The following is a 22,458-nucleotide window of genomic DNA, read 5'->3' as shown; positions in this document are numbered from 1 at the left end:
GGCGGGCGGCTCGCGGTACCGCGGACGTCAGCCGCCGTCGGTCTCCTGGGGCCGCGGCCCGCCGTGACCCTGCTCGGACGGCTGCGGCGCGGCCGTCGCCGGCCCCTGCGGCTGCGGCGCGGCCGCCGTCTCCCCCGGCCGCGGCGCGGTCGCCGCCTCCGACGGCTGCCGCGCGCGCAACAGCGCGTCGCGCTCCTGCCGCGCGCGCTCGGTCCCCTCGCGCCACCGCTGCTCGCGCTCCATCTTCTCGCGCCGCCGCCGCTCGCGCTCGACCTCGTCGTAGATCACGTCGGGCCGCTGCGGCTGGTACCGGAGCCCGCCCGGCGGCACGGCTTGCAGCGCTCCGCCGTCCGGGCCCGGAGCGCTCTCGGCATCCGGCCCCGGCGCCGCGGGTTCACCCGACGCCACGGCCGCGGCAGGCACGGCCGCGCCCGGCCGCCTCGCCGCCGCGGCGGCGGAGCGCGCCTCCTGGGCCGCGCGCTTCGCCACGCCCTTCGATGCCAGCGCCGCGCTCTCATCGCCGCCGAGCGCGCCCGTCTGCACGAGCCACACGCCGCCGACCCCCGCGGTCATCCCGAGCACCGCGAGCGCGATCGCGAGCCGGCGCGGCCACGGCGACGGCCCGCCGCGCACGACCGTGAGCCGCTCCGTCTCGGCCGGCGCGCGCGCCTCGGCCGGCGTGACGCGCGGCGCCGGGTCGACGGTGACGCGATGCGCGACCTCGCGGTCGAGCGGAACGGGCGTTCCGCCTGCCGGACGCTGCCCTGCCCTGCCCCGCAGGTCGGTGGGGAGCTGCGGCGGGCTCACCGTCAGGACCGGGGGCGGCGTGCGGCTCGGCCGCAGCTGCTCGCCGCCGTCCCAGGACGCGCCCGCGTGCGACACCAGCGTGATCTCGCCGTGGCGGACGCCTCCTGGCGCATCCCACTTGGCCGTCGTCTCGAGGTCGCCCATGAGATCGTCGGGCGACATCATCGGCAAATCGGCCAGCGTGTCGGCCTCCCACTCGTCCTCGACGGGCGCGGGGGCCGGGGTCGCCATGCGGAGCGTCTCGTCCTCCGCCCGGAGCGCCTCCCACACGCGCTCGGCCGCGTCCTCCGCGCCCTCGCCCCCGAAGCGCGCGAGCGCGAACGCGAGCTTCGCGACGTCCGAGGGGCGCGCCTCCGGGTCCTTGTCGAGGCAGCGCAGCACGAGGCCCCCGAGCTCGGCCGGCTCGAACCGCGGCGGGAACGGCGCGGGCGGATCGTTCAGGACCTTGTTGCAGATCTCGAGCTCGGTCCGCGCCTCGAACGGGCTCGCCCCGCAGAGGAGCGCGTAGGCCACCGCGCCGATCGACCAGATGTCGGCGCGCTCGTCGATGCCGCCCGCCGACCGCATCTGCTCCGGCGCCATGTAGAGCAGCGAGGTCCGCATGGCGCCGGAGGCGGCGTTCGGGCCCTCGCTCTCGACGCCGCACGCCACGGCCGACACGCCGAAGTCGAGCACCTTCACGCTCGGCGCGCCGTCGCCGAAGCTGAGGAACACGTTCTCGGGCTTGAGGTCGCGGTGGAGGAGCCCGACGCCGTGCGCCTCGGCGACCGCCTCGCAGATCTGGAGGAGGTACTTCACCGCCTCCCTGGGCCGCAGCGGCCCGCGGCGCTGCAAGTAGCTCGCGAGATCGGAGCCCTCCAGGTACTCGCTGACGACGAACGGCACGCCGCCCTCGACCCCGACGTCGAGGACCCGCGCGACGTACCTGCCCGATAGAGCGCGCGCGGCGCGAGCGCCGCGGAGCAGCCGGTCGGCGGCGTGCCGGTTCTCGGCGATCCTGGGATCCACGCGCTTGAGCGCGACGCGCTGGCCCGACGCGCGATCGATCGCGAGGTGGACGGCGCCGACCCCGCCGAGGCCGAGCCGGGTCTCCACCGCGTACCTGCCGGCGACGACCTCCTGGCCCCCCGCCGGAGCCTCGGCCGCCCGAGGCGCACGCTCGGCGTCGGTCCACTCTCGCGCGGCCGCGCGATCCTCTCCTCCGGCCTTCAGCGACGTCAACGCACTGCCTCGGTGGGGTCCGCGCGCTCCGCGAACCGGGTCAAAACCTGTCCTCTGAATAGCAGATCCAGAGTGCAGCAACGCGTCCATGACGTGTCGTCTACCGACCACGACGACAGGGGGATGTCCGTTCTGTGCGCAGCCGGCTGGCCGGCCAGCTGGCCGGCCGGCCGGCCCGCCTCCATCCATCGCTGCCGCGAATGCAGCCGATCCATCGCCCTTCGCCATCCAGACATTCCCAGCCATGCAGCCCAGCGATGCGCCCTCCGTGCCATGCAGTCCGGCGCTGCGCCGCGCGGGGCGCGCGGGCCTGCGCTCCGGCCGTCCACGCGGCTCACGGCGGGAGCCCGAGCGCGAGCGCTACCAGGGTGTCGATGCCGGCCAGGACGAGGACGAGCGCCGCGGCGGACCCCGCGCCGAGCCCGAGCGCCTTCACCGCGCGAAGGCCCCGCCCCCCGCGGGCGTCCGGCCGCCCGTGCTGAACGCCGCGCGTGACCCAGCACCACCCGAGCATGGACAGCGGCCCGAACGCATAGAGCGCTGCGCCCCAGGTCGCTCCGTTCCAGCAAGCGGCGCGCTGCTCGGGCGTAAGCCGCCGCCGATCCCACCGCTGCAGCGCGAGCGGCAGCGCAATGCCGAGCAGCATCTGGATTGCGAGGCGGAGAGCGCTCATGTCGCGCGAGGGGATCCCGGGCGCGCGATCCGCTCAGGCAGCGCCGGACAACCGCTGTTCGATCGAGCACGCCGCAGCGCGTCGCGGCAGAGCTCGGGTGAGCGACTCGATGCCCGTCTTCGCTGTCCTGCTGCGCCGCGGAAAGCACCCCAAAAATCGCGTGCCGGCCTTCTCGATCTCCACGGGGATTGATACGAACGAGGAATGACAACGACTGAGGCAGGGGACATCAGGAACGTTGCAATCATCGGACACAAGGGGGCTGGGAAGACATCGCTCGCCGAGGCCATGCTGTACGTCGGCAAGGCGACGGCCAAGCTCGGCAAGGTGGACGACAAGTCGAGTGTCCTCGACGATACCGCCGAGGAAAAAGAGCACGTTTGCTCGTTCGAGGCGAGCGTCGCGCACCTCTCCTGGGGCGGGAAGAAGATCAACCTCGTCGACACGCCCGGAGAGGGGAGCTTCCTCGCCGAGACGCGGCTCGCGCTCGCCGCGGTCGACGCGGCCATCCTCGTCGTGAGCGGCAAGGACGGCGTGCAGCCGATCACCGAGCGTGTCTTCGGGTGGGTGAGGGAGGCGAAGCTGCCGTGCATGGTCGTCGTCACCAAGGTCGACGCCGAGAACGCGCGACCCGACGAGGTGATCGCCGAGGTCCGCGCGCGCCTCAAGGCGCCGCTCGCGATCATGGAGGAGCGCGTCGGCGAGGGGCTCCAGTACCGGGGGGTCGTGGCGATCCGGACGAAGAAGGCCTGGCTCGACAAGCCCGAGGCGCCCGCCGCGGCCGCCGGCGCTCCCGTGCCGGCCGACGTCGCGGGGGCGGTCGAGAAGGCCCGGGGGAAGCTCGTCGACGACGTCGCCGGCAGCGACGACGAGCTCACCGAGCGGTACCTGACCGAGGGCGACCTCACGCAGCAGGAGCTCGATCAGGGGCTCCGCGCCGCGGTCCGCCGGGGGGCGCTGGTCCCGGTCTACTTCGCCTCCGGGGTCCGCCCGAGCGGCGCCGCCGCGCTGCTCGACGGCATCGTCGAGCTCGTGCCCCCGCCGACCGAGCACCCGGCGTGGGCCGGCGTCGTCCCGAGCGGCAAGCCCGGCGCCGCGCCGCAGGCCGCCGAGCGGCCGCCGTCCGCGGAGGCGCCGGCGGCGGCGTTCGTCTTCAAGACGTCGATCGATCCGCACGCCGGCCGCACCTCGTTCGCGCGCGTGCTCTCCGGCGCGCTCCGGCCCGACGCCACGCTGCTCAACGCGAGCACGGGCAACGCCGAGCGCCTCGGCAAGATCCACGCCGTGGTCGGCAAGGACCACAAGCAGGTGGAGGAGGCGCGCGCCGGCGACATCGTCGCGCTGCACAAGCTGAAGGCCACGCTGAGCGGGCACACGCTCTGCGACGAGAAGCACGCGTTCCTCTTCAGCGCGCCGGAGCTGCCGCCGGCCCTCTTCTCGCGCGGCGTGAGGTTCGACGCGAAGGGCGGCGAGGACAAGGTCGGCAACGCACTCTACCGGCTGACCGAGGAGGACCCGGGGCTCAGCGTGCACCAGGACCCGTCGACCCGCGAGCTCGTCGTCTCGGGCCTCGGCGCCCTGCACCTGGAGATCACGGTGGAGCGCATCCGCCGGCGCGTCGGGATCGACTGCCGGCTCGGCCCGCCGCACATCGCCTACAAGGAGACGATCTCGCGGAAGGCCACGAACGTCGAGGGCAAGCACAAGAAGCAGACCGGCGGTCATGGCCAGTTCGGCGTCTGTTACATCGACATGGAGCCGCTGCCGCGCGGCGGCGGCTTCGTCTTCGAGGACGCGGTCGTGGGCGGCGCCGTGCCGCGGCAGTTCATCCCCTCGGTCGAGAAGGGCATCGTCAAGGCGATGTCGAAGGGCGTCCTGGCCGGCTACCCGATGGTCGACGTCAAGGTGCGGCTCTTCGACGGCAAGTACCACGACGTCGACTCGTCGGACGCGGCCTTCCAGATGGCGGGCAGCAAGGCGTTCAAGGCCGCCGCCGCGCAGTGCGCGCCGGTGCTGCTCGAGCCGATCGTGCGGCTCTCGGTGACGGTGCCGAGCGCGACGATGGGCGACATCATCGGCGACATCAACAGCCGCCGCGGGAGGATCATCGGCACGGACTCGGTCGAGGATCAGACGATCGTGAACGCGTTCGTCCCGCTGGCCGAGGTGCTCGAGTACGAGTCGAAGCTGAAGAGCATGACCCAGGGCAAGGGCACGTTCACGATGAGCGTCGAGCACCTGGAGGTCTGCCCGCCGGCGGTGCAGGAGAAGGTGATCAAGGAGAGCGGCTTCAAGGCCGAGGCCGACGAGGACTGACGGGGGCGACGCCCGGGCTACGGGTGGATGTGGACGATGGTCCCCTCCCCCGTGGCCTTCCCCGCGCTGACCCCGTGCCACCCGTCGGGCACCGGCGGATCGGTCCAGAGGAACACCCTTCGCGCGTCGATCGGCGACAGGTTGATGCACCCGTGGCTGCGCGGCTTGCCGTAGTCGTCGTGCCACGGCGCCGCGTGGATCGCGTAGCCCGCCTCGAAGTACTGCACCCACGGCACGTCGCGGAGCTCGAACTTGTTGTCGACCTCGTGCGCGTCCATCGTCGTCGTGACGTGCTTGTCGCGGATCCGGAACGTCCCGCGCACGGTCGAGAAGGTCTTCTTGGGGTCGCCGAGCCCGTCGCGCCCCGTCGCCGCCGCGGTCGCGTAGACCGGCCGCTTGCCCTCGTAGAGGATGAGCGTCTGGCTGAGGATCGAGATGTCGATCCACTTCACGTCCCCCTGCGCGAACGACGGCAGCTCCGAGGGCTTCACCGCGATGGCGACGTCGGAGTCGCGCACCCACGTCCCGTCCTTCGCCTCGACGAGGCGCGCGCCGCCCACCTTCCTCGATCGCCCCGTGAGCTGCACGGCGGTGTGCCAGGGCAGCTCGCCCGCCTTTTCCATCTCGCCGCCCGAGATGTCGTAGCGCTTCGCGTCCTGCCGGTGCACGAACGCGAGGGGCAGCTCCCACCCCTTGGTCATGTCGACGCCGCGGAACGTGGAGCCGCGGGCGGGCTTGAGCTTCGACGTGGGCACGAGCCGCGCGTCGGTGGTCATCGCGAAGCGCCGCCCGCCGTCGCCCATGAAGGTGTCGATGAGGGCGAGCCCCGCCTTGCGCGCGATCCGGTTCGTGATGATCGCGTAGCCCGGGACCTTGAACGACGAGATGTTCGGGATCTGCCGCCCGCCCTTGAAGAACCAGGGGATCTCGTCGCTGCCGTTGCCGCCGTAGAGCTCGCTGTCGCCGAGCTCGGGCGGCTCGGCGGGCGGGTCGCCGGTCGCGTTGCCCTGCGCGTCGAGCGGCACGTCGTTGGCGCCGACCTTGATCTCGTCCCACTTCTTCTTGAGCTTCTTGTAACTGCGGAGGTGCCGCTCCAGGCTCATCTCGTACTGGAGCTGCTCCTTCATCGACGGCATCCGGTAGTAGTTCGGCGCGATGGCCCTGACGAAGGCGTACGGGTACGGCATCGGCTTGGACAGGTCGGGCCGCCGCGTGAGCGCCCGGAGGATCGGGTGCTTCATGTCGATCGTGGCGTCGCTGTCCGCGCACATGTACCCGGCGGGCAGCACGCGGTAGTAGCCGCCCTGGCAGTCGTCGAACGACACGGGCTTCTCCCCGCGGGGCGCCGTCCCGCCCGCACGCAGGTAGCCGAGCTTGGCGGAGCGGCGGTCCGCCTTCTCGTAGATGGGCGCGACCATCTGCACGGCGCCGATGCGGGGCCCGTCGACGCGCGGGAGGGTGGCGGGGTCGTTCTCGGCGGACGTCTGGGCCGCGCCCGCGGAGAGGCTGATGATGCCCTCGGGCGTGGCGTTCTCCCCGCCGCTGCAGGCCGAGAGGACCGGCAGGGCGAGGGCGGCGAGCGCCAGGGCGGGCGGCGAGAAGCCGCGCGCGAGGGCCGGGATCGCAGAGCTTCGCTGTCGGGCGTCCATGCCCCGGGGATGCCGGACAGACGGGCAGGTGGCCAAGTTTTGGCGCTCCCCCCGATCGGAGGGCGAGCGGCAAGACACTGCCAGGAGATGCCAGGGGGATGCCCGGGGATGCCAGGCGATGCACGACGTTGCTGGAAGGGGTTGCGCTGAAGCCCGACCCCGGCTAGGTTCCGGGCCCTCGCGAACCCCGCGAGCATGCGCCACTAGCTCAGCTGGATAGAGCGTCGGCCTCCGGAGCCGAAGGCCAGTGGTTCGAATCCACTGTGGCGCGCTGGGTTGTCGATGATCCCGTGACCTCGGGTCCCGTGATCTCGGGATCGTGCCCGGATTGCGGCGAGGCGCCGCTGCGTGACGCGCTCACGCGAACCACGCGTTGAGCTCGGCGTACGTCAGCGGCGCATCGTGGGACTGCGGCGCCCACCGGCCGGCGAGTAGCTGCTCCGCGTCCTGCCTCGCGGCCGAGAGCGCCGTCAGGGCGAGGCGCGGCCCGACGCTCACCCGGCGCACGCCGAGGGCTCGGAGCTGCTCGACGGGCGGCAGCGCCGGCGAGGCCCACACGTTGAGCGGGGCCTGCACCTCCGCGGCGACGCGCGAGAGCCCCTCGGCCGCCGCGAGGCCCGGCACGAAGACGCCGTCGCAGCCCGCGTCGACGTAGCGCCTGGCGCGGCGCACCACCTCGTCGAGGGCCGCGGCGGACGAGGGCGCGCCGCGCAGGAGCACGTCGGTGCGCGCGTTCAGGAACAGGTCCAGCCCGGCGCGCTGGAGCGCCCCCCGCGCCGCGAGCAGCTTCGCAGCCAGCGCCTCGGGCGGCTCGGCCCCGTCCTCGAGGTTCACGCCCGCGACGCCAGCCTCCGCGAGGCGGCACACCGCGTTGCCGACCCCCTCGGCGCTCGTGGCGTAGCCTCGCTCGAGATCGACGCTCACCGGGACGCGCACGGCGCGGAGGATGTCGCGGGTCGAGGCGAGCAGCCGGTCGAACGGCAGGCGCTCGCCGTCGGCCGCGCCGTGCGCCCAGGCCACCGCCGCGCTGCTCGTCGCGACCGCGGCGCCGCCGGCGGCCTCGGCCATGCGGGCGCTCACGGCGTCCCACGCGTTGAGCAGGACGAGGAGCTGTCCCGGCGCGTGCAGCGCCCGGAAGCGCGCCGCGCTGGAGTGCGGCTGGCTCATTCCCCGCCCTCCGCGTCGGGCGCCGCCGGGAACCGGTAGGCCACGGCGATGCGGTTCCAGGCGTTGATCGTCGCCACGACCGACGTCAGCGCCGCGAGGTCGGCGTCGGAGAACGCGCTCGACACCTCGCGGTACACCTCGTCGGGCACGCCGCCGTCCGCGAGCTGCGTCAGCGCGTCGGTCCACGCGAGCGCCGCCCGCTCCGGCGGCGTGAAGCGAGGGCTCTCACGCCAGCGGGCGAGCGCCTCGAGCCGCTCGCCCGAGATCCCGAGCCGCCGCGCCTCGCGCCGGTGCATCGCGAGGCAGAAGGAGCAGCGGTTCACCAGCGAGGCGCGCACCTTGACCAGCTGGATGAGCTCCGCGCCGAGGGCGCTCTGCTTCGTGGCGGCCGAGATCGCGAGCAGCGCGCGATCGGCCTCGGGGGCGAGGCGCCGGAACCCCGCGTAGTCGAGCCGGGAAGTTTTGGTTGCCATGGCCCGGCAGGATAGGTTCATGATGGCCCAGCGACAGTGCCAAGAACCTCGAAAACGAGTGGGCCATCGTGACCCGCCGCGGAGCCCGGCTCTCCCCGGTGCGCCGGCGGCAGCGGAGCGCCGGTACGCTGCAAGCGCAGCTCTACGACCGGATCCGCCAGGCGATCCTCTCCGGCGCGCTCGCGTCGGGCGCGCGGCTCCCCTCGGCGCGCGCCATGGCGCTCGAGGCGGGCGTCTCGCGGGGGACCGTGGACGCCGCGTACGCGCGCCTCTCGGTCGAAGGGTTCCTCGTGGCGCGCGGCGCGGCCGGCACGTTCGTCACGACCCCGCTCCCCATCGCCGCCGCCTTCGCCCCGGCGGCCCCTCCGGAGCCGCCGCGCAAGGAGCCCCGCGCCCGCGCGGCGCTCCGGCCCTTCCAGATCGGCGTCCCCGCGGTCGACGCGTTCCCCGTCGCGACCTGGTCGCGGCTGCTCGGCCGGCACGCACGGCGCGCCCGCGCCGGCGATCTCGCGGGCTCCGACCCGTGCGGCGACCGCGCCCTGCGCGAGGCCATCGCCGCGCACCTCGCGGTCTCCCGCGGCGTCGTCGCGCGCGCGGAGCAGGTGATGATCACCGGGGGCTACCACGGCGCGCTCGGCCTGCTCGCCCGCGCGCTCGCGCGGCCGGGGGACGGGGCGTGGTTCGAGGAGCCCGGCTACCACCTGGCGCGGGCCGCGCTGGAGCTCGCCGGGCTGCGGCTCGCGGCCGTGCCGGTGGACGCCGAGGGCCTCGACGTCGCCCGCGGCGCCGCGCTCGCCCCGCGCGCCCGGTTCGCGTTCGTGACGCCGAGCCACCAGATGCCGCTCGGCATGGCGCTCTCGCTGCCGCGCAGGCTCGCCCTCCTCGCCTGGGCGCGCGGCGCCGACGCGTGGATCATCGAGGACGACTACGACGGCGAGTTCCAGCGCGCCTCGGCGCCGCTGCCCGCCCTCAAGAGCCTCGATGACCAGGGCCGGGTGATCTACGCGGGGACCTTCAGCAAATCGATGTTCCCCGCGCTGCGCCTCGGCTTCCTCGTCGTTCCGGACGGCGCGCGCGACGCGCTCGCCCGCGTGGCCAGCCTGCTGCACCCGGCCCCGCTGCTCGCCGTGCAGCGCGCCGCCGCCGACTTCCTCGGCGAGGGGCACTTCGCGCGTCACGTGCGGCGCATGCGCGCGCTCTATGCAGAGCGGCACGGCGCGCTCTCTCGCGCGCTCGAAGAGCTCTCCTCGCCGCAGCTCCAGGTCGAGGAGGGGACGGGCGGGCTGCACCTGACCGCGCGCCTGACCGGCGCCCGGGACGGCGAGGTGGTCGAGCGCGCGAGCCAGCTGGGCCTCGCGCCCGGCGCCCTGTCGAGCTTTTATCGATCCGACCCGGCCGAGGGGCGGCTCGACGGGCTGCTGCTCGGGTTCGCCGCGCTGCCCGCCTCGCGCGCGCAGAGGGCCGTGCACCGCCTCGCGCAGGCCATCGCGCCCTCGCCGCCGCCCCGGCCTCACCCCCTGGCGAGGACCATCTCCGTCGACGTGAACGGCAGCGGCGGCAGGTCCGCGCGGTTACGGAACCCGAACCGCGCGTAGAACGTGTGCGCGTCCTGCGTGCCCAGGTGGACGTGGCGCGCGCCGCGGACCGCCGGGTGCGCGAGCAGCAGGCGCACCACGGCCTCGCCCACGCCGAGGCCTCGCAGCGGAGGGGCGACCATCACGTCGAACATCCACGCGCGCTTGCTCCCGTCGCTCACCGCGCGCGCCGTCGCCACGAGCCGGCCCGCGGCGTCGCGCGCGCCCACCCACGCCGACGAGCCGAGCAGCGCCCGCGCGATCACCTCGCGCGGCACGCCCTGGCTCCAGTAGGCCCCCTCGAGCAGATCGACGGCCGCGCCCACGTCGCGCGGCCCGAGCGCGCACGCGAGCGCGCAGCCCGCCGGCGCCCGCAGGAACTCGGGCACCGGCGTGTCCGGGCACGCGCCGCGCACGAGCTCGATCGCCTGCGGGTCGCCCGGCGAGCCCCGCTCCCAGAGCTTCGTGAGGAGGCGCGCCCGCTCCTCCGGCGCGCGGCTCTGCGCGAGCTCCGCCTTGCCGTCGAGCCGCTCGAGCGGGATCGCGAGCACGAGGATCCCGTCGATCGCCTCGCGATCGAGCGGGCTCCGGGCGCCATGCGGCGCGTCCCCGCCCTCGGGCTGGTACTTCCGCGTCAGCGCCTCCAGCACCTCGGCCTTGCGGTCCGGATCGTCGACGCGCTCGATCACCCCGTGCGCCCGCGCGCGCCGGTGGAGCGTCGTCGCCGGACAGGCGCGCGCTGGCTCGGCGAAGCAGCTCGGGATCGAGGCGACGATCTGCTCGCACGACACCACCGCCGCCCGGCCGACGGCCTCGATCTCCTCGCCCGCGGGCGCGCCGTGGAACGCGATCGACCCCCGGACCACGACGCCCTGCACCGCCCGCAAGAGCGGCTCGCCCTCCGCCGTCGTCGAGGCCACGTGCACCACCTCCGCGCGCCCGAGGAGCTCCTCGGCCTCCGCGCGATCCATGCGAACGTCCTTCCTGCGCATGGCCGGAGCGTGCCGCGCGGCTGGTACGTCCAAAAGATCCGGTCCATGGATTTCTGCTAGACCAGTCGGCGTGCCCTGGGAGCTCTCGCTCGCCGTCGATCCCGCCGCGTCGCAGCCGATCTTCCTGCAGATCGCGCGCGCCCTCGCCGACGACATCCGCCGCGGCCGGCTCCGCGCCGGCGACGAGCTCCCGGGCAGCCGCGCGCTCGCGCGGTCCCTGTCGGTCCACCGCAACACCGTCCTCGCCGCGTACCGCGAGCTCGCCGCCGAGGGGTGGATCGAAGCCAGCGCCGCGCGCGGCACCTTCGTCTCGGCCGAGCTGCCGGCGCCCGCGCCCCGGCGCTTCGCCCGGCGCGCCGCGGTCCGGGCCGAGGTGCCGGCGAAGCTCGGCTTCGACCTCGGCGCGACCTCGCTCCGGCCCCTGCCCCTCGCCCCCGAGGGCGCGCTCCGGATGAGCGGCGGCCTCCCCGACATGCGCCTCGTCCCGACCGCGGCGCTCGCGCGCGCCTACCGCCGCGCGCTCCGGGCCGAGCCGAGGCGGCTGCTCGACTACGCCGATCCCCGCGGCCACGCCCGCCTCCGCGCCGCCCTCGCCGCGATGCTCTCGGCGGTGCGCGGCCTCGCCGCCGGCCCGGAGGCGGTGCTCGTCACGCGCGGCAGCCAGATGGCGCTCGACCTCGTCGCGCGCGCGCTGCTCGCGCCGGGCGACGCGGTGGCCGTCGAGTCGTACGGCTACCGCCCCGCGTGGGAGGCGCTCCGCCTCGCCGGCGCGCGGCTCGTCCCGCTGCCGGTCGACGCCGCGGGCCTCTCGGTCGACGCGCTCGCCGAGCTCGCCGATCGCGAGCGCCTCCGCGCCGTCTACGTCACCCCGCACCACCAGTACCCCACGACCGCGGTGCTCGCGCCCGGCAGGCGGATCGCGCTCCTCGAGCTCTGCCGCAGCCGCCGGATCGCGATCCTCGAGGACGACTACGATCACGAGTTCCACTACGACGGCCGCCCGGTGCTGCCGCTCGCCAGCGCGGACACGGCCGGCATCGTCGTCTACATCGGCACCCTGTCGAAGATCCTCGCCCCCGGGCTCCGGCTCGGCTTCGTGGTCGCGCCCGAGCCCCTGATCGAGCGGCTCTCCCTGCACCGCACCTTCGTCGACCGGCAGGGCGACCACGCGGTGGAGCGCGCCGTCGCCGAGCTGCTCGAGGACGGCGAGGTGCAGCGCCACGCGCAGCGCGCGCGGCGCATTTACCGGGCGCGGCGCGATCTCCTCGTCGCGTCGCTGCGCGCCCGGCTGGGCGGCGCGCTCGACTTCCGCGTGCCGGCCGGCGGGATGGCCCTGTGGGCCAAGGTGGACGCCGCGATCGACGCGGACGCCTGGGCCGAGCGCTCGCTCGCGCGGAAGGTCGCGTTCTCGGCGGGGCGGCGGTTCGCGTTCGACGGCAAGAGACGCCCCTTCCTGCGGCTCGGGTTCGCGGCGCTGGACGAGCGAGAGATCCGCGAGGCGGTGGAGAGGATGGTCCAGGCGCTCTGATCGGCCAGGCGGACAGCCGGCCAGAGCGCCCCGGCGCCCGACAACGCGGCGAACGCGGCAGCGTCTGGAGAGCGCGTATGTCCGCGGTCCGGGGGGCGGCCCCCACCTCCGGTCGATGGCGGCGCGTCCACAAAATCGCTGTCTCTCCCTGTCTCTCCGGGGAAAGCTACTCTATGCAGCGGGGGCGAACCGAAGGAACAGACACCACCCGATGAATCCAAAAGTAGTGACCGCGCTCGGGCTCGTCGCGGCGACCCTCACCACGGTCTCCTTTCTCCCGCAGGTGCTCCGCACGCTGCGCACGCGGGACACCCGCTCGATCTCGGTCGGCATGTACGCGGCCTTCGTGACCGGCGTCGGCCTGTGGCTCGTTTACGGCCTGCTCACCGGGGACGTGCCGATCATCGTCGCCAACGCGATCACGTTCGTCCTCTCGGGCACCGTGTTCGTCCTCAAGCTCCGGTACGGCTGAGCTGCCCCCCTCCCGCGCGGCGCCCCCCTTGCCGCCTCGCCCAGACAACCCCACTCCGCCCCGGCGGCGCGCGCTGGGCCTCTCCGGTCCTCTCGCCGAAGCCGGCCTTTCCGAGCCTCGCTTGACACGGCATTTCCCGCGTTCTACTGCATTGCCAGTCCCAGCAGGGGGACGAGGGCGCAGATCCCCAGCGGACCATGTCGTGCTCGGCGCGCTGGGGCGAGAGATCGGCTCTCGCGCCTCGATCGTCGTGCCGTGGGCTGCCTTGGTCCTGAGAGGGTGATTCATGAGACGATTTCACGGGCTGGGTCTGCTGCTGGCGCTCGCGGCGCTGGGCTGCGGGGATTCCGATGAGGCGCCGATCGCCGAGGCGGGGGAGAGCTGCGGCGGCTTCACCCACGGCCCCGCGCCCGTCTGCGCCACGGGGCTCTATTGCAGCTACGCGGTCGAGGACAGGTGCGGCTGGGCGGACGCGGCAGGCGTCTGCGAGGAGCGACCGGCGTCCTGCACGGAGGAGCTCAATCCCGTCTGCGGCTGCGACGACAGGACTTACGCGAATGCCTGTCTGGCCGCGATGGCCGGCGTCGCCGTCCAGGCGATGGGCGAGTGCGACGTCGCCCCGACCGATGGATGAGCCGAGCTCGCCTCCACCCGCGACGCATACGTCCCCGGCTCGCCGCCGCGAGGCGCGCTGCGCCCGCAGTGAATCGATGACGGTTCCGATACGGCACCAGGCCGCGCCGGCTTGACCGCGCCCGCGCCCCCTCTCACCATCCAACGTAAGGGGGAATACAATGAATGGCGCGGTGCTCTACGACCTCGCGATGCGGCTGCCGCTCGCCGTCCTGATGCTCTATAACGCCCTGTTCGTCGGGCGGGATATCTACGTTCACCTGTTTCTCGGGCGTGGGCCCGCGGGGCTCACGTACGGGACGACGCTGGCCGCGCTCCTCGCCACCGAGGCGTATCTCTTGCTCGTCGCGGCGCTCACGCTGGTTCGCCTCCGCCCGGTGCGCAAGCTGAGCGGCGTCGTGCCTCGCATCACCGCGCTCGCCGCCGGCCTGCTGCCGGCGAGCCTGGCGTGGCTGCCCAAGGTTGCGCCGACGCCCGGCCGCCAGATCGCGGGGACGCTGCTCCTCGTCGCGGGGCTCTCGCTCGCCGTGGTCAGCCTCGGCTGGCTGGGCAAGTCGTTCAGCGTCATGCCCGAGGCGCGCCGGCTCGTCACGGGCGGCCCGTACCGGCTCGTGCGCCATCCGGTCTACCTCGCGGCGGTGATCCAGGGCGCCGGCGTGATCGTGCTCTATCCGTCGATCGCCGCGATCGTGCTCTACACGGTCGAGCTCGTCTTGCAGGTCATCCGCATGGGGTACGAGGAGCGCGTGCTGCGCGACACCTTCCCCGAATACGACGAGTACGCGCGCCAGACCTCCGCGCGGCTCATCCCCCGCCTCTACTGACGAGCGACGACGCGCCCGTGCGCCGCTTCGCCCCCGGCGGCGTTGCGCGACAAAATGCCACGCGCGTCGCACGCGCGCCGCATCGAGGGCGCCGCGTCGGGATATGCGCGATACGCCGCCTCGATGACGCAGCACGGCGGGCGCAGCGCGCGTTCCTTGGCGGCGGCCCTCCGTCGTTGGAGAGGAGAAATGCCCCGACGAGCTCAGCGTGGCAATCGCCGCGACCGGAGGAGCGGCGGCCGCGGCGGGCTCGGCGGCTCAACCGGACGGATTCGCCACCCGGCCGACGAACAGGATCGCGCCGGTCGCGTGGTCCCGGATGAAGAAGAGGAACGGACGGTCGAAATGGATGGTCGCGGGCTCGGGCGCCGACGTCTCGCCGATGACCACCCCCGTCGCCGCCGCCGCCTCGGTGCCCGCCTCGTTCACGGAGACGAACGCCTTGTGGAGCACGTCGCTGATGAAGAGGCCGCCTTGCCCGTTCATCCCCGAGAAATCCGCGAGGCCGGAGAAGGCGATGGGCATCCCCAGCTCCGTGAGCGGCTGGACGAGATCGAGGGTCGACGCGAACTTGAACCTCGGCAGCGTCATCGTGACGCTCCGCGACCCGAGCGAGGCGAGGACTCCATCGAGCCGCTCCCGGTCGAGCCCCGCCTCGAAGCCCCCGAGCTCCGACGGGAGCACGAGCACCATCGACAGCTCGCCGCCGTCATAGGGCATCTCCAGCGCCTCGTAGCCGTCGCCGTCGCCATAGCGGACCTGCGCGTTGCCGGTCATCATCGGCACCGAGACGGTGGAGCCGTCCGCCAGCGTGAAGTCGCCGGGGGCGGTCGCCTCCTCCTCGAACGGGAACTGCCACGCTGCGTTGAAGTAGATGGCGTTCGTCAGCACGAGCCGCGTCGCGGGCTGGATGGCGCCCTCGGGCAGGATGTCCTTGATCCGGTCCTCGGTGCGCTCTGCCACCCAGCCGTTGATGATCCCCCGCGCCTCCTCGGGCGCCTGGGCGAAGTCTACGACGCGCAGCCCGGCCCCGTAGCTCTCCGCGAGCACGTCGAGGAACGACGGCGCGAACGAGGAGCCGACCTGTCCCCAGAGCGCGTTGGCCACCTTGAGCCGGAACCCCGCGCCGTCCTGCCCCTCGGCGCCCTCGCCGCGGCGCGCGAGCGCCAGGTCGAGCGCGTTGAACGCCGGATGAAGCCGCTCCTCGGGCAGGGTGAAGCGCAGCGCGCGCGCCATCTGCTCCGCCGTTTCGCCGCGGGCGCCGGCGTACGTCATCGCCAGCGCGCTCGACACGCTGTACGGCGAGCAGAAGAGGTTGCCAGGCTCGGCGCCGACCTGACGGTAGAGCTCGAGCGCGAACGCCGTGTTGCCGGCGACGAGCTCCTTGGCGTCGGCCTGGGGCACGTCGGGCGCGAGGATCCGCGGCTTCTCCGAGGCGATGACGCAGCCCGCCGTGTCCGGATCCCGGCAGCCGGAGGCCGAGGGCTGCGGTGAGGGCTTCGCCGCCGCGGCGCCGTCGGAGGTGCAACCGGCGGACATCAGGGAAAAGGGCAACAGGACCGCGGAGATCGGAGGCCTACGCATGCGCCCGGCGGAGCAGGGGGCGTGCCGGCCTGCCGTGGTCCGAGCGCCGGCAGGCGTGCAGCAGGCGTGCAGGGCACGGCGCCACGCATGATAGGATGCGACCCACCATGCGGAGAGCCCGAGAGAGAGGCGCCAGAGGGGCGCGGCGCCCGTGATCGTGGTCGTGATGGGCGTGAGCGGCGCCGGAAAGACCACGATCGGGGTGCGCCTCGCGCGCGACCTCGGGTGGGAGTTCCTCGACGCCGACGACCTCCACCCCGCCGCCAACATCGAGAAGATGCGCTCCGGCAAGCCGCTCGACGACCGGGATCGCGCGCCGTGGCTCGCCGCGCTCGCGGCGCGGATCCGCCAGCTCCTCGACGCGGGGCGCGACGCCGTGATCGCCTGCTCGGCGCTCAAGGCGGCTTACCGCGCGCAGCTGCTCGTCGACCCCGCGCGCATGCGCCTCGTGCACCTGACCGGCGATCCCGCGCTGATCGCCGCGCGCCTCGCGTCGCGGACGGAGCACTTCATGCCGCCCGGCCTCCTGGCGACGCAGCTCGCCGCGCTGGAGCCGCCGGAGGACGCGATCCGCGTCGACATCGGCGGCACCCCCGAGGAGATCGCCGCCGCCGTCCGCCGCGCGCTCGGCCTGTGAGCCGGGCCCGCCCCGCGCAGCGCCTGCGCGCCGCCGCAGCGCCTGCACGACGCCGCAGCAGCGCCTGCGGGAGGTAGCAGCTGCCTGCGGGAGGCAGCAGCCGCCTGCGGGAGGCAGCAGCGCCTGCACGGGGTCATGGCGCGCGGAGCCGGGCCACGAAGAGCGCGCCCTGATCGCTGGAGAGCTCGTCGCCCCCCAGCGCGATCGTGCCCTGGACCCCCCCGGCGAGCACCGGCTTCTCCCACGGGTCCAGCTCCAGCCCGACGACGCGGACGTCGGCGCCGATGCGCTGGGTCCACGCCTCTTCCCCCCCGCTCGGGCTCAGCCCGGCCGCCCACGCGCTGCACGACGCCGGCTCCTCCGCCTCGCACAGCGCATCGCCGGCCAGCACCACGCTCTCCTCGCTCGCCGTGACCTGGCGGGGGCTCCGCGCGTCGAAGCGCTTCACCCAGAGCACGTCGCCGTCGTCGTCGAGCTTGGCCACGAACGGCCGCGGGCCGCCCGGCAGCTCGGGCTCGCCGAAGACGCCGCTGCCGGAGAGCAGCGCGGCGCCGTCCGGAGCCACGGCGAGATCGAACGCCATCTCCAGCTGATCCGACGAGCCGCGGAACCGCTTGTGCCACTCGAGCTGTCCGTCGTCATCGAGCTTGGTCACGAACGTCGCCGTGCCGCGCCCGTCCTGGCTCGCGATGAGCGCGTTGCCGTCGCCGTCGACCTTGATGCCGATCTCCTCGCTGTCCGCGCCGCTCGGCGGCAGGCTGACCCACACGACGCGACCCGAAGCGTCGAGCCGGACGACGAAGGCGCCGATCGCCCGCCGCTCGATCCGCACGCCGGCGACCTTCGCCGCCCCCTCGAGCCTGCCGAGCACGAGCGCGCCACCGTCGTCGACGTCAGCCGCGAGCGCCGTGCCGCTCAGGATGGAGTCCTCCTCGGCGCTGATCTGCACGGCCCAGCGGGTCGCGCCGTTCGAGCCGAGCTTCGCGAGGAACAGATCGGCGCCCCAGGGCGACGCCGCCGTGAGGTGGTGCGCCCCGAGATCGAGCGCGCCGGTGAACTCGCCGAGCACGAACGCGTGCCCCCCCTTGCCCGCGGCCACGTCGATGGCCCCCTGCGCCGCGGCGTCGCCGAACCGCTTGGCCCAGATCGGATTGCCGCACGCGTCGAGCTTCGCCACGAAGACGTCCGCCGCGCCCGCGCTCTCGAGCCGGGTGTCGCCGAAGGTCGCGTCGCCCTCGAGGGCGCCGGCGAGCAGCGCGTTGCCCGCCGTGTCGATGGCGAAGCCGCGCAACGTCGCGCCCGTGGCGGGGAACTGCCGGCTGAACGGCCGCCGCCGGCAGCCCGGCTCGGCCCGAGCGGCCGCGCTCGGCCCACCCGCGCCGGACACGCTGCCGCCGCGCGGGGCCGCGGCGCCCTGACACACACCGCCGGGATCCGCTGCCCCCGTCCCGCACATTCCCGCGGGCGATCTGTGCTCCGCGTTCGCCCCGATCGGATCCACGCCGTCGCGCCCCGGCTCTCCCTCCGCCGCGCCGCCCCCAGCCCCCGAGACACACCCAGCTCCCCAGCAGATAACGCCGCAGAGCGCGCCCAGCGCCCCCAAGACAGACCGCATACCGCATTCTCCTCGCCCGCCTCGACGCGGGCAGATTGGAGACACTGCAGGATGTGGACCATGACCATTCCATTTCAAACTTCTTGGAAGTACGAAAATCTCGTCCTTTATCGGGGCGCGTATCGGGGCGCGCGAACTCATCTGGGACGGGAGGGCGCGATCGGATAGAACCGCTCCATGCCCTCTTCACGCCGCCACTTCCTCTCGCTCACCGCTGCGGCGGGCTCGATGGCTGCGTTCGGCTGCTCCTCCGCGCCGAGGCCTAGCCCGGCCGCGGCGGCCGGCGCCGGGCCCGTTCCGGGCGGCGGCCAGGCGCCCGCGCCTGCCCCGCCGGCATCGCCGCAGCCGACCGCGTCCTCCGGGAGCTCCGGGAAGAAGACGCTCCTCGTCCTCGGTGGAACAGGCTTCCTCGGGCCCGCCGTGGTCGAGGCGGCGAAGGCGCGCGGCTATACCGTCACCCTCTTCAACCGCGGCAAGACGCGGCCGCACCTCTTCCCCGATATCGAGAAGCTGCACGGCGACCGGGATCCGAACAAGGGCGATGGGCTCAAGGCCCTCGCCGGCCGCGCGTGGGACGCCGTCATCGACAACTCGGGGTACGTGCCGCGGATCGTCAAGGCGTCCGCGGAGCTGCTCGCCCCGAACGTGCAGCAATACGTGTTCATCTCGAGCCTCTCCGCCTACGCGAGCCACACGACCCCGGGGGCCGACGAGACGGCCCCGGTCGCGACGATGGCGGACCCCACCGTCGAGACGATGGGCAAGGACTTCGAGAACTACGGCCCTCTCAAGGCGCTCTGCGAGCAGGCCGCCGAGGCGGCGATGCCCGGCCGGGTCACGAGGGTCCGCCCCGGGTTCATCGTGGGGCCCGAAGACCCGACCGACCGGTTCACGTACTGGCCCGTTCGCGTCGAGCGGGGCGGAGAGGTCCTCGCCCCAGGCACGCCGCTCGACCCGATCCAGATCATCGATGTCCGCGATCTCGCCGCGTGGCTCGTCGCCGTCGTCGAGGCCCGGACGACTGGCATCTTCAACGCGACCGGGCCCGGCGAGCCGCTCACGATGGGCGGGCTGCTCGACACGTGCAAGGCCGCGCTCGGCGGCGGCGCGAACGCGCGCTTCACCTGGGTGAGCGCGAAGTTCCTCGAAAAGCCGGGCGGCGAGCCGGTCGACCTGCCGATCTGGGCCCCCGCAGAGGGCGAGACGCAGGCCTTCCACCTGCGCAGCACCGAGCGCGCGCGCAAAGCAGGGCTCACGTTCCGCGCCGTCCAGGAAACGGTCAAGGACACTTTGTCGTGGTGGAAGACTCTTCCGCCGGAGCGGCAAGCCAAGCCGCGGGCAGGGCTCTCGCCGGAGCGCGAGGCCGAGCTCCTGCGCGCGTGGCGAGCGCAGCCCAGAGGCGCCGGCAAACTGCCACAGTAGCGCACCCCTGCCCACTTGGGGTAGAATGCTGCCGCACGACTCCGGCGGACGTCGCGCCGCTGGAGGAGCCCGCTGTCGCGGGCGACGATGGCCCCCTCCATGACCCCCCATCCATCTACGATCACGACGGAGCTCCCAGCGAGCGAAGGGGCCACCGCGCGGACACCCACGCCGGCACCTCCGACCCCGCTGCCGGCGCCCCTCCGCGATCGCCTCGGAGATGGCGATGAAGCTCCTCTGCAAATCGGCTGATGAGCGCTATCCGGGCGCGCAGGTAACGAAGGTCGATGTCGAGGCGTACCTGAGGCGCCGGGACGCGCGCCCCGACGCCGCTCCGTGGGATCTCGGCGCCCTCGCGCCGCCGCTCGTCGATCCGCACGAGCGCGCGGAGCTCGCCGCGATGAGCCTGGCGGCGGGCCGCAAGGCGAAGGAGCAGGGCGCGCCCTCCGAGGCGGCCGGCTTCTTCGAGGCGGGGCTGTCGGCGCTGCCGGACGGGAGCTTCAAGGAGGACCCCGAGCTCGCGTTCTCGCTGCACGCGGAGGCGGCCGAGTGCGCGTACCTCGGCGGCCAGATCGAGCGCGCGGCGTCGCTGCTCGACGTGCTCGCGGCGGAGGCGCGCTCGGACCTGGAGCGCGCCCGGGCGTATGAGCTGCGCATCGCCGTGTGCGCCGCGCAAGGCCGGCTGGAGGAGGCGCTCACGCTCGGGAAGACGGCGCTCGCGATGCTCGGCGTCCCCCTCCCCGAGGACGGGCCGGCGCGGAAGGCGGCCGCGGACGCCGAGCTCGCGGCGGCGCGCGCCGCGCTCGGGACGCGCAGGCTCAGCGACCTGCTCGACGAGCCCGAGACGTCGGACGCCCGGGTCCGCGCGGCGCTCCGGCTCCTCATGGCGCTGACGATGCCCGCCGCGCGGATCTGCCCGCCGCTCTGCACCTTCATCGCGGCCAAGCAGGTCAACCTCTCCCTGGAGCACGGCCACGGCGGCGCTTCCCCGTACGGCTACATGGCCTATGCGTGGATGGCCGCGCGGGTGCTCCGCCGCTACGACGAGGCCTACGAGGTCGGCGAGCTCGCGCTCGAGATGAACGAGAGGGCCGGACAGGACGAGCTCTCGTGCCGGCTGCGCCTCGTGCTCGGGGCGCACATCAGCGTCTTCACCAAGCACCTGCTCTCGAGCCTCGACCTCTTCAAGGAAGCCCACGAGGCCGGGCTCCGGGCGGGCGATCCCTCGTACGTGGCGCAGACGTGCGTGCATACCGCCCTGGTTCGCCTCGGGCTCGGCGACGAGTGCGCGGCGGTGCGGGCCGAGGTCGACGAGTCCCTCGCGCTGGTGCAGCGCGGCCGCGATGAGCTCGCGCTGGCGGCGCTCACGGGGGTGCGCCGCGCGCTCGACGACCTGATGAGCACGACGGCGCCGGTCGGCGCGTCGCGCGCGCCAGAGCCGGTCGTCGACGAGGCGACCGCGGCGTACGAGGAGAAGATCTCGGCGCCGGCCTACGGCGCCGTCGCGCTCATCCATTACGCGCTGCGCCAGCAGGTCTGCTTCCTCGTCGAGGACTACGAGGGGGCGCTGCGCATGGGATCGCTCGCCGAGGCGAAGATGCAGGGCCGCGTCGACGATCACCTCGCGACGGAGGTGTTCTTCTACACCTGCCTCACGCTGCTCTCGCCCGCGGTGTCGCGCGGCCGGCAGCTGACCCCCGTCTCCGTGCCGAGCTACCGGGATCGGCTCGCGGCGTGGGCAGAGCGGTGCCCGGACAACTACCGGCACAAGCACCTCCTCGTCCGCGCGGAGTCCGCGCGCGCGGCCGGCGAGGAGCTCGCGGCGATGAAGCTCTACGATCAGGCGATCGAGGCGGCGAAGGTGAACGGGTTCGTCCGCGACGAGGCGCTCGCCTGCGAGCTCTGCGCGAAGTTCCACCTGGCGAGCGGGAGGGAGCGCATCGCCCATGTCTACATGACCGACGCCCACGAGGCCTACCTGCGGTGGGGTGCGACGGCCAAAGTACGACAGCTGTCCCGGAAGTACCCACACCTCGTGGCGCGCACGACGCTCTTCGGGCAAGCGAGCCGGCCGCCGGAGGCCGCTCCGCCGGCGAGCACGCAGCGTCCTACGCTCGATGCGCTCGCCCTCCTCCGCGCCTCGCGCGCCCTGCACGGAGAGCTCGTCCTCGAGCGGCTCTTCGAGCGGCTCCTCCGGGTGCTGCGCGACATCACCGGTGCGCGGCGCGCCGTGCTGCTCCTCGCGCGCGACGGCGCGCTGAGCGTCGAGGCCGAGCTCGCCGCCGACGCCGAGGGGGTGCGGATCGACGCTGCGATGCCGCTCGAGTGCGCGTCGGATCTCGCCGCGGGCGTCATCCAGCACGTCGCGCAGACGCAGCAGCCGGTCGTGGTGGCGAGCGCGGCGGCGGACGAGCGGTTCGCGCAGGATCCCTACCTGCTCGAGGCCGGTCCGCGGTCGATCCTGTGCCTCGCGATGACGCACCAGGGCCGCCTCACGGGGGTGCTCTACGCGGAGAGCGACGCGGGCGCCGGGGCGTTCCGCGCGGGGCAGCTCGAGCCCTGCGGGTTGCTCGCGTCGCAGGCGGCGGTGGCCGTGAACAACGCGCTGCGCCACCGCGAGGTGCAGAGCGCCGCGAGCGATCTCCGGCGATGCAACGAGGCGCTCGCTGCAGAGGTCGCTCGCCTCACGGAGGAGCTCCGCGCCTCCAACCGCGACGCCGAGAGCCCCTGGAGCGAGCTGAGGCGCTGCAGCGACGCACGGTAGCCCCACAACGCGGCGCCGGTGCGCCGCTCCAAACCGGGGATGCGCCAACGCATCGCCGGTGCGCCGCTCCAAACCGGGGATGCGCCAACGCATCGCCGGCGCTCGAC

17 protein-coding genes and 1 tRNA gene are annotated in these 22,458 nt (G+C 73.9%); 10 read left to right on the top strand and 8 right to left on the bottom strand.

The features are described from left to right. Positions 1–27: 27 nt before the first annotated feature. Together WME98_RS32965 and WME98_RS32960 are read right to left on the bottom strand one after the other, a co-directional pair. Positions 28–2,028, bottom strand: coding sequence for a protein kinase domain-containing protein (locus WME98_RS32965; RefSeq protein ID WP_437945668.1), 2,001 nt, complete (start codon positions 2,026–2,028; stop codon positions 28–30). Positions 2,029–2,362: 334 nt separating this feature from the next. Further along, positions 2,363–2,701 (bottom strand): transcriptional regulator, encoded by a 339-nt coding sequence (locus WME98_RS32960; RefSeq protein WP_437336722.1) that lies wholly within the window; start codon positions 2,699–2,701, stop codon positions 2,363–2,365. Positions 2,702–2,905: 204 nt separating this feature from the next. On the opposite strand from WME98_RS32960, the gene fusA reads away from it, so the two are divergent. Then, positions 2,906–5,017 carry an elongation factor G gene (gene fusA / locus WME98_RS32955; RefSeq protein WP_437945667.1) on the top strand — a complete coding sequence of 704 codons (2,112 nt, stop codon included), beginning with the start codon at positions 2,906–2,908 and terminating at the stop codon, positions 5,015–5,017. A gap of 17 nt (positions 5,018–5,034) precedes the next feature. Here the strand turns inward: fusA and WME98_RS32950 are convergent, their stop codons facing one another. Continuing rightward, positions 5,035–6,666 (bottom strand): L,D-transpeptidase, encoded by a 1,632-nt coding sequence (locus tag WME98_RS32950; protein WP_061622737.1) that lies wholly within the window; start codon positions 6,664–6,666, stop codon positions 5,035–5,037. Positions 6,667–6,863: 197 nt separating this feature from the next. Here WME98_RS32950 and WME98_RS32945 point away from each other — a divergent pair. Beyond that, positions 6,864–6,937: transfer RNA gene (locus tag WME98_RS32945), tRNA-Arg, on the top strand. An 86-nt stretch (positions 6,938–7,023) separates the two neighbouring features. On the opposite strand, the gene WME98_RS32940 is transcribed toward WME98_RS32945, so the two are convergent. Next, positions 7,024–7,833, bottom strand: coding sequence for an isocitrate lyase/PEP mutase family protein (locus WME98_RS32940; protein WP_437945666.1), 810 nt, complete (start codon positions 7,831–7,833; stop codon positions 7,024–7,026). Continuing rightward, complete coding sequence (locus tag WME98_RS32935; RefSeq protein ID WP_437945665.1) at positions 7,830–8,306, bottom strand: carboxymuconolactone decarboxylase family protein; 477 nt, start codon at positions 8,304–8,306, stop codon at positions 7,830–7,832. The genes WME98_RS32940 and WME98_RS32935 overlap by 4 nt, the downstream gene beginning before the upstream one ends. Positions 8,307–8,374: 68 nt before the next feature. Here WME98_RS32935 and WME98_RS32930 point away from each other — a divergent pair, with 68 nt between their 5' ends. Beyond that, on the top strand, positions 8,375–9,901 hold the full coding sequence (locus WME98_RS32930) for a PLP-dependent aminotransferase family protein (RefSeq protein ID WP_437945664.1): 1,527 nt from the start codon (positions 8,375–8,377) through the stop codon (positions 9,899–9,901). Here the strand turns inward: WME98_RS32930 and WME98_RS32925 are convergent. Further along, complete coding sequence (locus tag WME98_RS32925; RefSeq protein ID WP_437945663.1) at positions 9,817–10,851, bottom strand: GNAT family N-acetyltransferase; 1,035 nt, start codon at positions 10,849–10,851, stop codon at positions 9,817–9,819. The genes WME98_RS32930 and WME98_RS32925 overlap by 85 nt on opposite strands. A 91-nt stretch (positions 10,852–10,942) precedes the next feature. On the opposite strand from WME98_RS32925, the gene WME98_RS32920 reads away from it, so the two are divergent. From WME98_RS32920 to WME98_RS32905, 4 genes are all read left to right on the top strand, one after another. Further along, on the top strand, positions 10,943–12,400 hold the full coding sequence (locus WME98_RS32920; protein ID WP_437945662.1) for a PLP-dependent aminotransferase family protein: 1,458 nt from the start codon (positions 10,943–10,945) through the stop codon (positions 12,398–12,400). A gap of 211 nt (positions 12,401–12,611) precedes the next feature. Continuing rightward, on the top strand, positions 12,612–12,872 hold the full coding sequence (locus WME98_RS32915) for a SemiSWEET transporter (protein WP_437945660.1): 261 nt from the start codon (positions 12,612–12,614) through the stop codon (positions 12,870–12,872). Between the two features lie 286 nt (positions 12,873–13,158). Then, positions 13,159–13,506, top strand: coding sequence for a Kazal-type serine protease inhibitor domain-containing protein (locus tag WME98_RS32910; protein WP_437945658.1), 348 nt, complete (start codon positions 13,159–13,161; stop codon positions 13,504–13,506). A 160-nt stretch (positions 13,507–13,666) separates the two neighbouring features. Continuing rightward, positions 13,667–14,329 (top strand): methyltransferase family protein, encoded by a 663-nt coding sequence (locus WME98_RS32905; RefSeq protein WP_437945656.1) that lies wholly within the window; start codon positions 13,667–13,669, stop codon positions 14,327–14,329. A gap of 258 nt (positions 14,330–14,587) precedes the next feature. Here WME98_RS32905 and WME98_RS32900 read toward each other — a convergent pair whose 3' ends face one another. Beyond that, on the bottom strand, positions 14,588–15,868 hold the full coding sequence (locus WME98_RS32900; RefSeq protein ID WP_437945655.1) for a serpin family protein: 1,281 nt from the start codon (positions 15,866–15,868) through the stop codon (positions 14,588–14,590). A 196-nt stretch (positions 15,869–16,064) separates the two neighbouring features. Between WME98_RS32900 and WME98_RS32895 the strand changes: the two genes are divergently transcribed. Beyond that, the gene (locus WME98_RS32895) at positions 16,065–16,550 is read left to right on the top strand and encodes a gluconokinase (RefSeq protein WP_437945654.1); all 486 of its coding nucleotides are present in this window, start codon (positions 16,065–16,067) and stop codon (positions 16,548–16,550) included. A gap of 133 nt (positions 16,551–16,683) precedes the next feature. On the opposite strand, the gene WME98_RS32890 is transcribed toward WME98_RS32895, so the two are convergent. Then, positions 16,684–18,165: a hypothetical protein gene (locus tag WME98_RS32890; RefSeq protein ID WP_437945653.1), complete on the bottom strand. Its 1,482-nt coding sequence runs from the start codon at positions 18,163–18,165 to the stop codon at positions 16,684–16,686. A gap of 177 nt (positions 18,166–18,342) precedes the next feature. Here WME98_RS32890 and WME98_RS32885 point away from each other — a divergent pair, with 177 nt between their 5' ends. After that, a complete protein-coding gene (locus tag WME98_RS32885; RefSeq protein WP_437945652.1) occupies positions 18,343–19,587 on the top strand; it encodes an SDR family oxidoreductase in 1,245 nt (414 codons plus the stop codon). Positions 19,588–19,813: 226 nt separating this feature from the next. Continuing rightward, positions 19,814–22,351 (top strand): GAF domain-containing protein, encoded by a 2,538-nt coding sequence (locus WME98_RS32880; RefSeq protein ID WP_437945651.1) that lies wholly within the window; start codon positions 19,814–19,816, stop codon positions 22,349–22,351. Positions 22,352–22,458: the final 107 nt, after the last annotated feature.

This window comes from Sorangium sp. So ce296, from assembly GCF_051529605.1.
GTDB lineage: Bacteria > Myxococcota_A > Polyangia > Polyangiales > Polyangiaceae > Sorangium > Sorangium cellulosum_D.
Note: the sequence above shows the minus strand (reverse complement) of the source record. Positions and strands in the feature narration are given on the sequence as shown.

Excerpts from the sequence above, each read along its gene's own strand:
- WME98_RS32885 (WP_437945652.1), top strand. The coding sequence starts at position 18,343 with ATGCCCTCTTCACGCCGCCACTTCCTCTCGCTCACCGCTGCGGCGGGC.
- WME98_RS32925 (WP_437945663.1), bottom strand. The coding sequence starts at position 10,851 with ATGGATCGCGCGGAGGCCGAGGAGCTCCTCGGGCGCGCGGAGGTGGTG.
- WME98_RS32890 (WP_437945653.1), bottom strand. The coding sequence starts at position 18,165 with ATGCGGTCTGTCTTGGGGGCGCTGGGCGCGCTCTGCGGCGTTATCTGC.
- WME98_RS32950 (WP_061622737.1), bottom strand. The coding sequence starts at position 6,666 with ATGGACGCCCGACAGCGAAGCTCTGCGATCCCGGCCCTCGCGCGCGGC.
- WME98_RS32960 (WP_437336722.1), bottom strand. The coding sequence starts at position 2,701 with ATGAGCGCTCTCCGCCTCGCAATCCAGATGCTGCTCGGCATTGCGCTG.
- WME98_RS32900 (WP_437945655.1), bottom strand. The coding sequence starts at position 15,868 with ATGTCCGCCGGTTGCACCTCCGACGGCGCCGCGGCGGCGAAGCCCTCA.
- WME98_RS32910 (WP_437945658.1), top strand. The coding sequence starts at position 13,159 with ATGAGACGATTTCACGGGCTGGGTCTGCTGCTGGCGCTCGCGGCGCTG.
- WME98_RS32880 (WP_437945651.1), top strand. The coding sequence starts at position 19,814 with ATGAAGCTCCTCTGCAAATCGGCTGATGAGCGCTATCCGGGCGCGCAG.
- WME98_RS32905 (WP_437945656.1), top strand. The coding sequence starts at position 13,667 with ATGAATGGCGCGGTGCTCTACGACCTCGCGATGCGGCTGCCGCTCGCC.
- WME98_RS32940 (WP_437945666.1), bottom strand. The coding sequence starts at position 7,833 with ATGAGCCAGCCGCACTCCAGCGCGGCGCGCTTCCGGGCGCTGCACGCG.
- fusA (WP_437945667.1), top strand. The coding sequence starts at position 2,906 with ATGACAACGACTGAGGCAGGGGACATCAGGAACGTTGCAATCATCGGA.
- WME98_RS32935 (WP_437945665.1), bottom strand. The coding sequence starts at position 8,306 with ATGGCAACCAAAACTTCCCGGCTCGACTACGCGGGGTTCCGGCGCCTC.
- WME98_RS32915 (WP_437945660.1), top strand. The coding sequence starts at position 12,612 with ATGAATCCAAAAGTAGTGACCGCGCTCGGGCTCGTCGCGGCGACCCTC.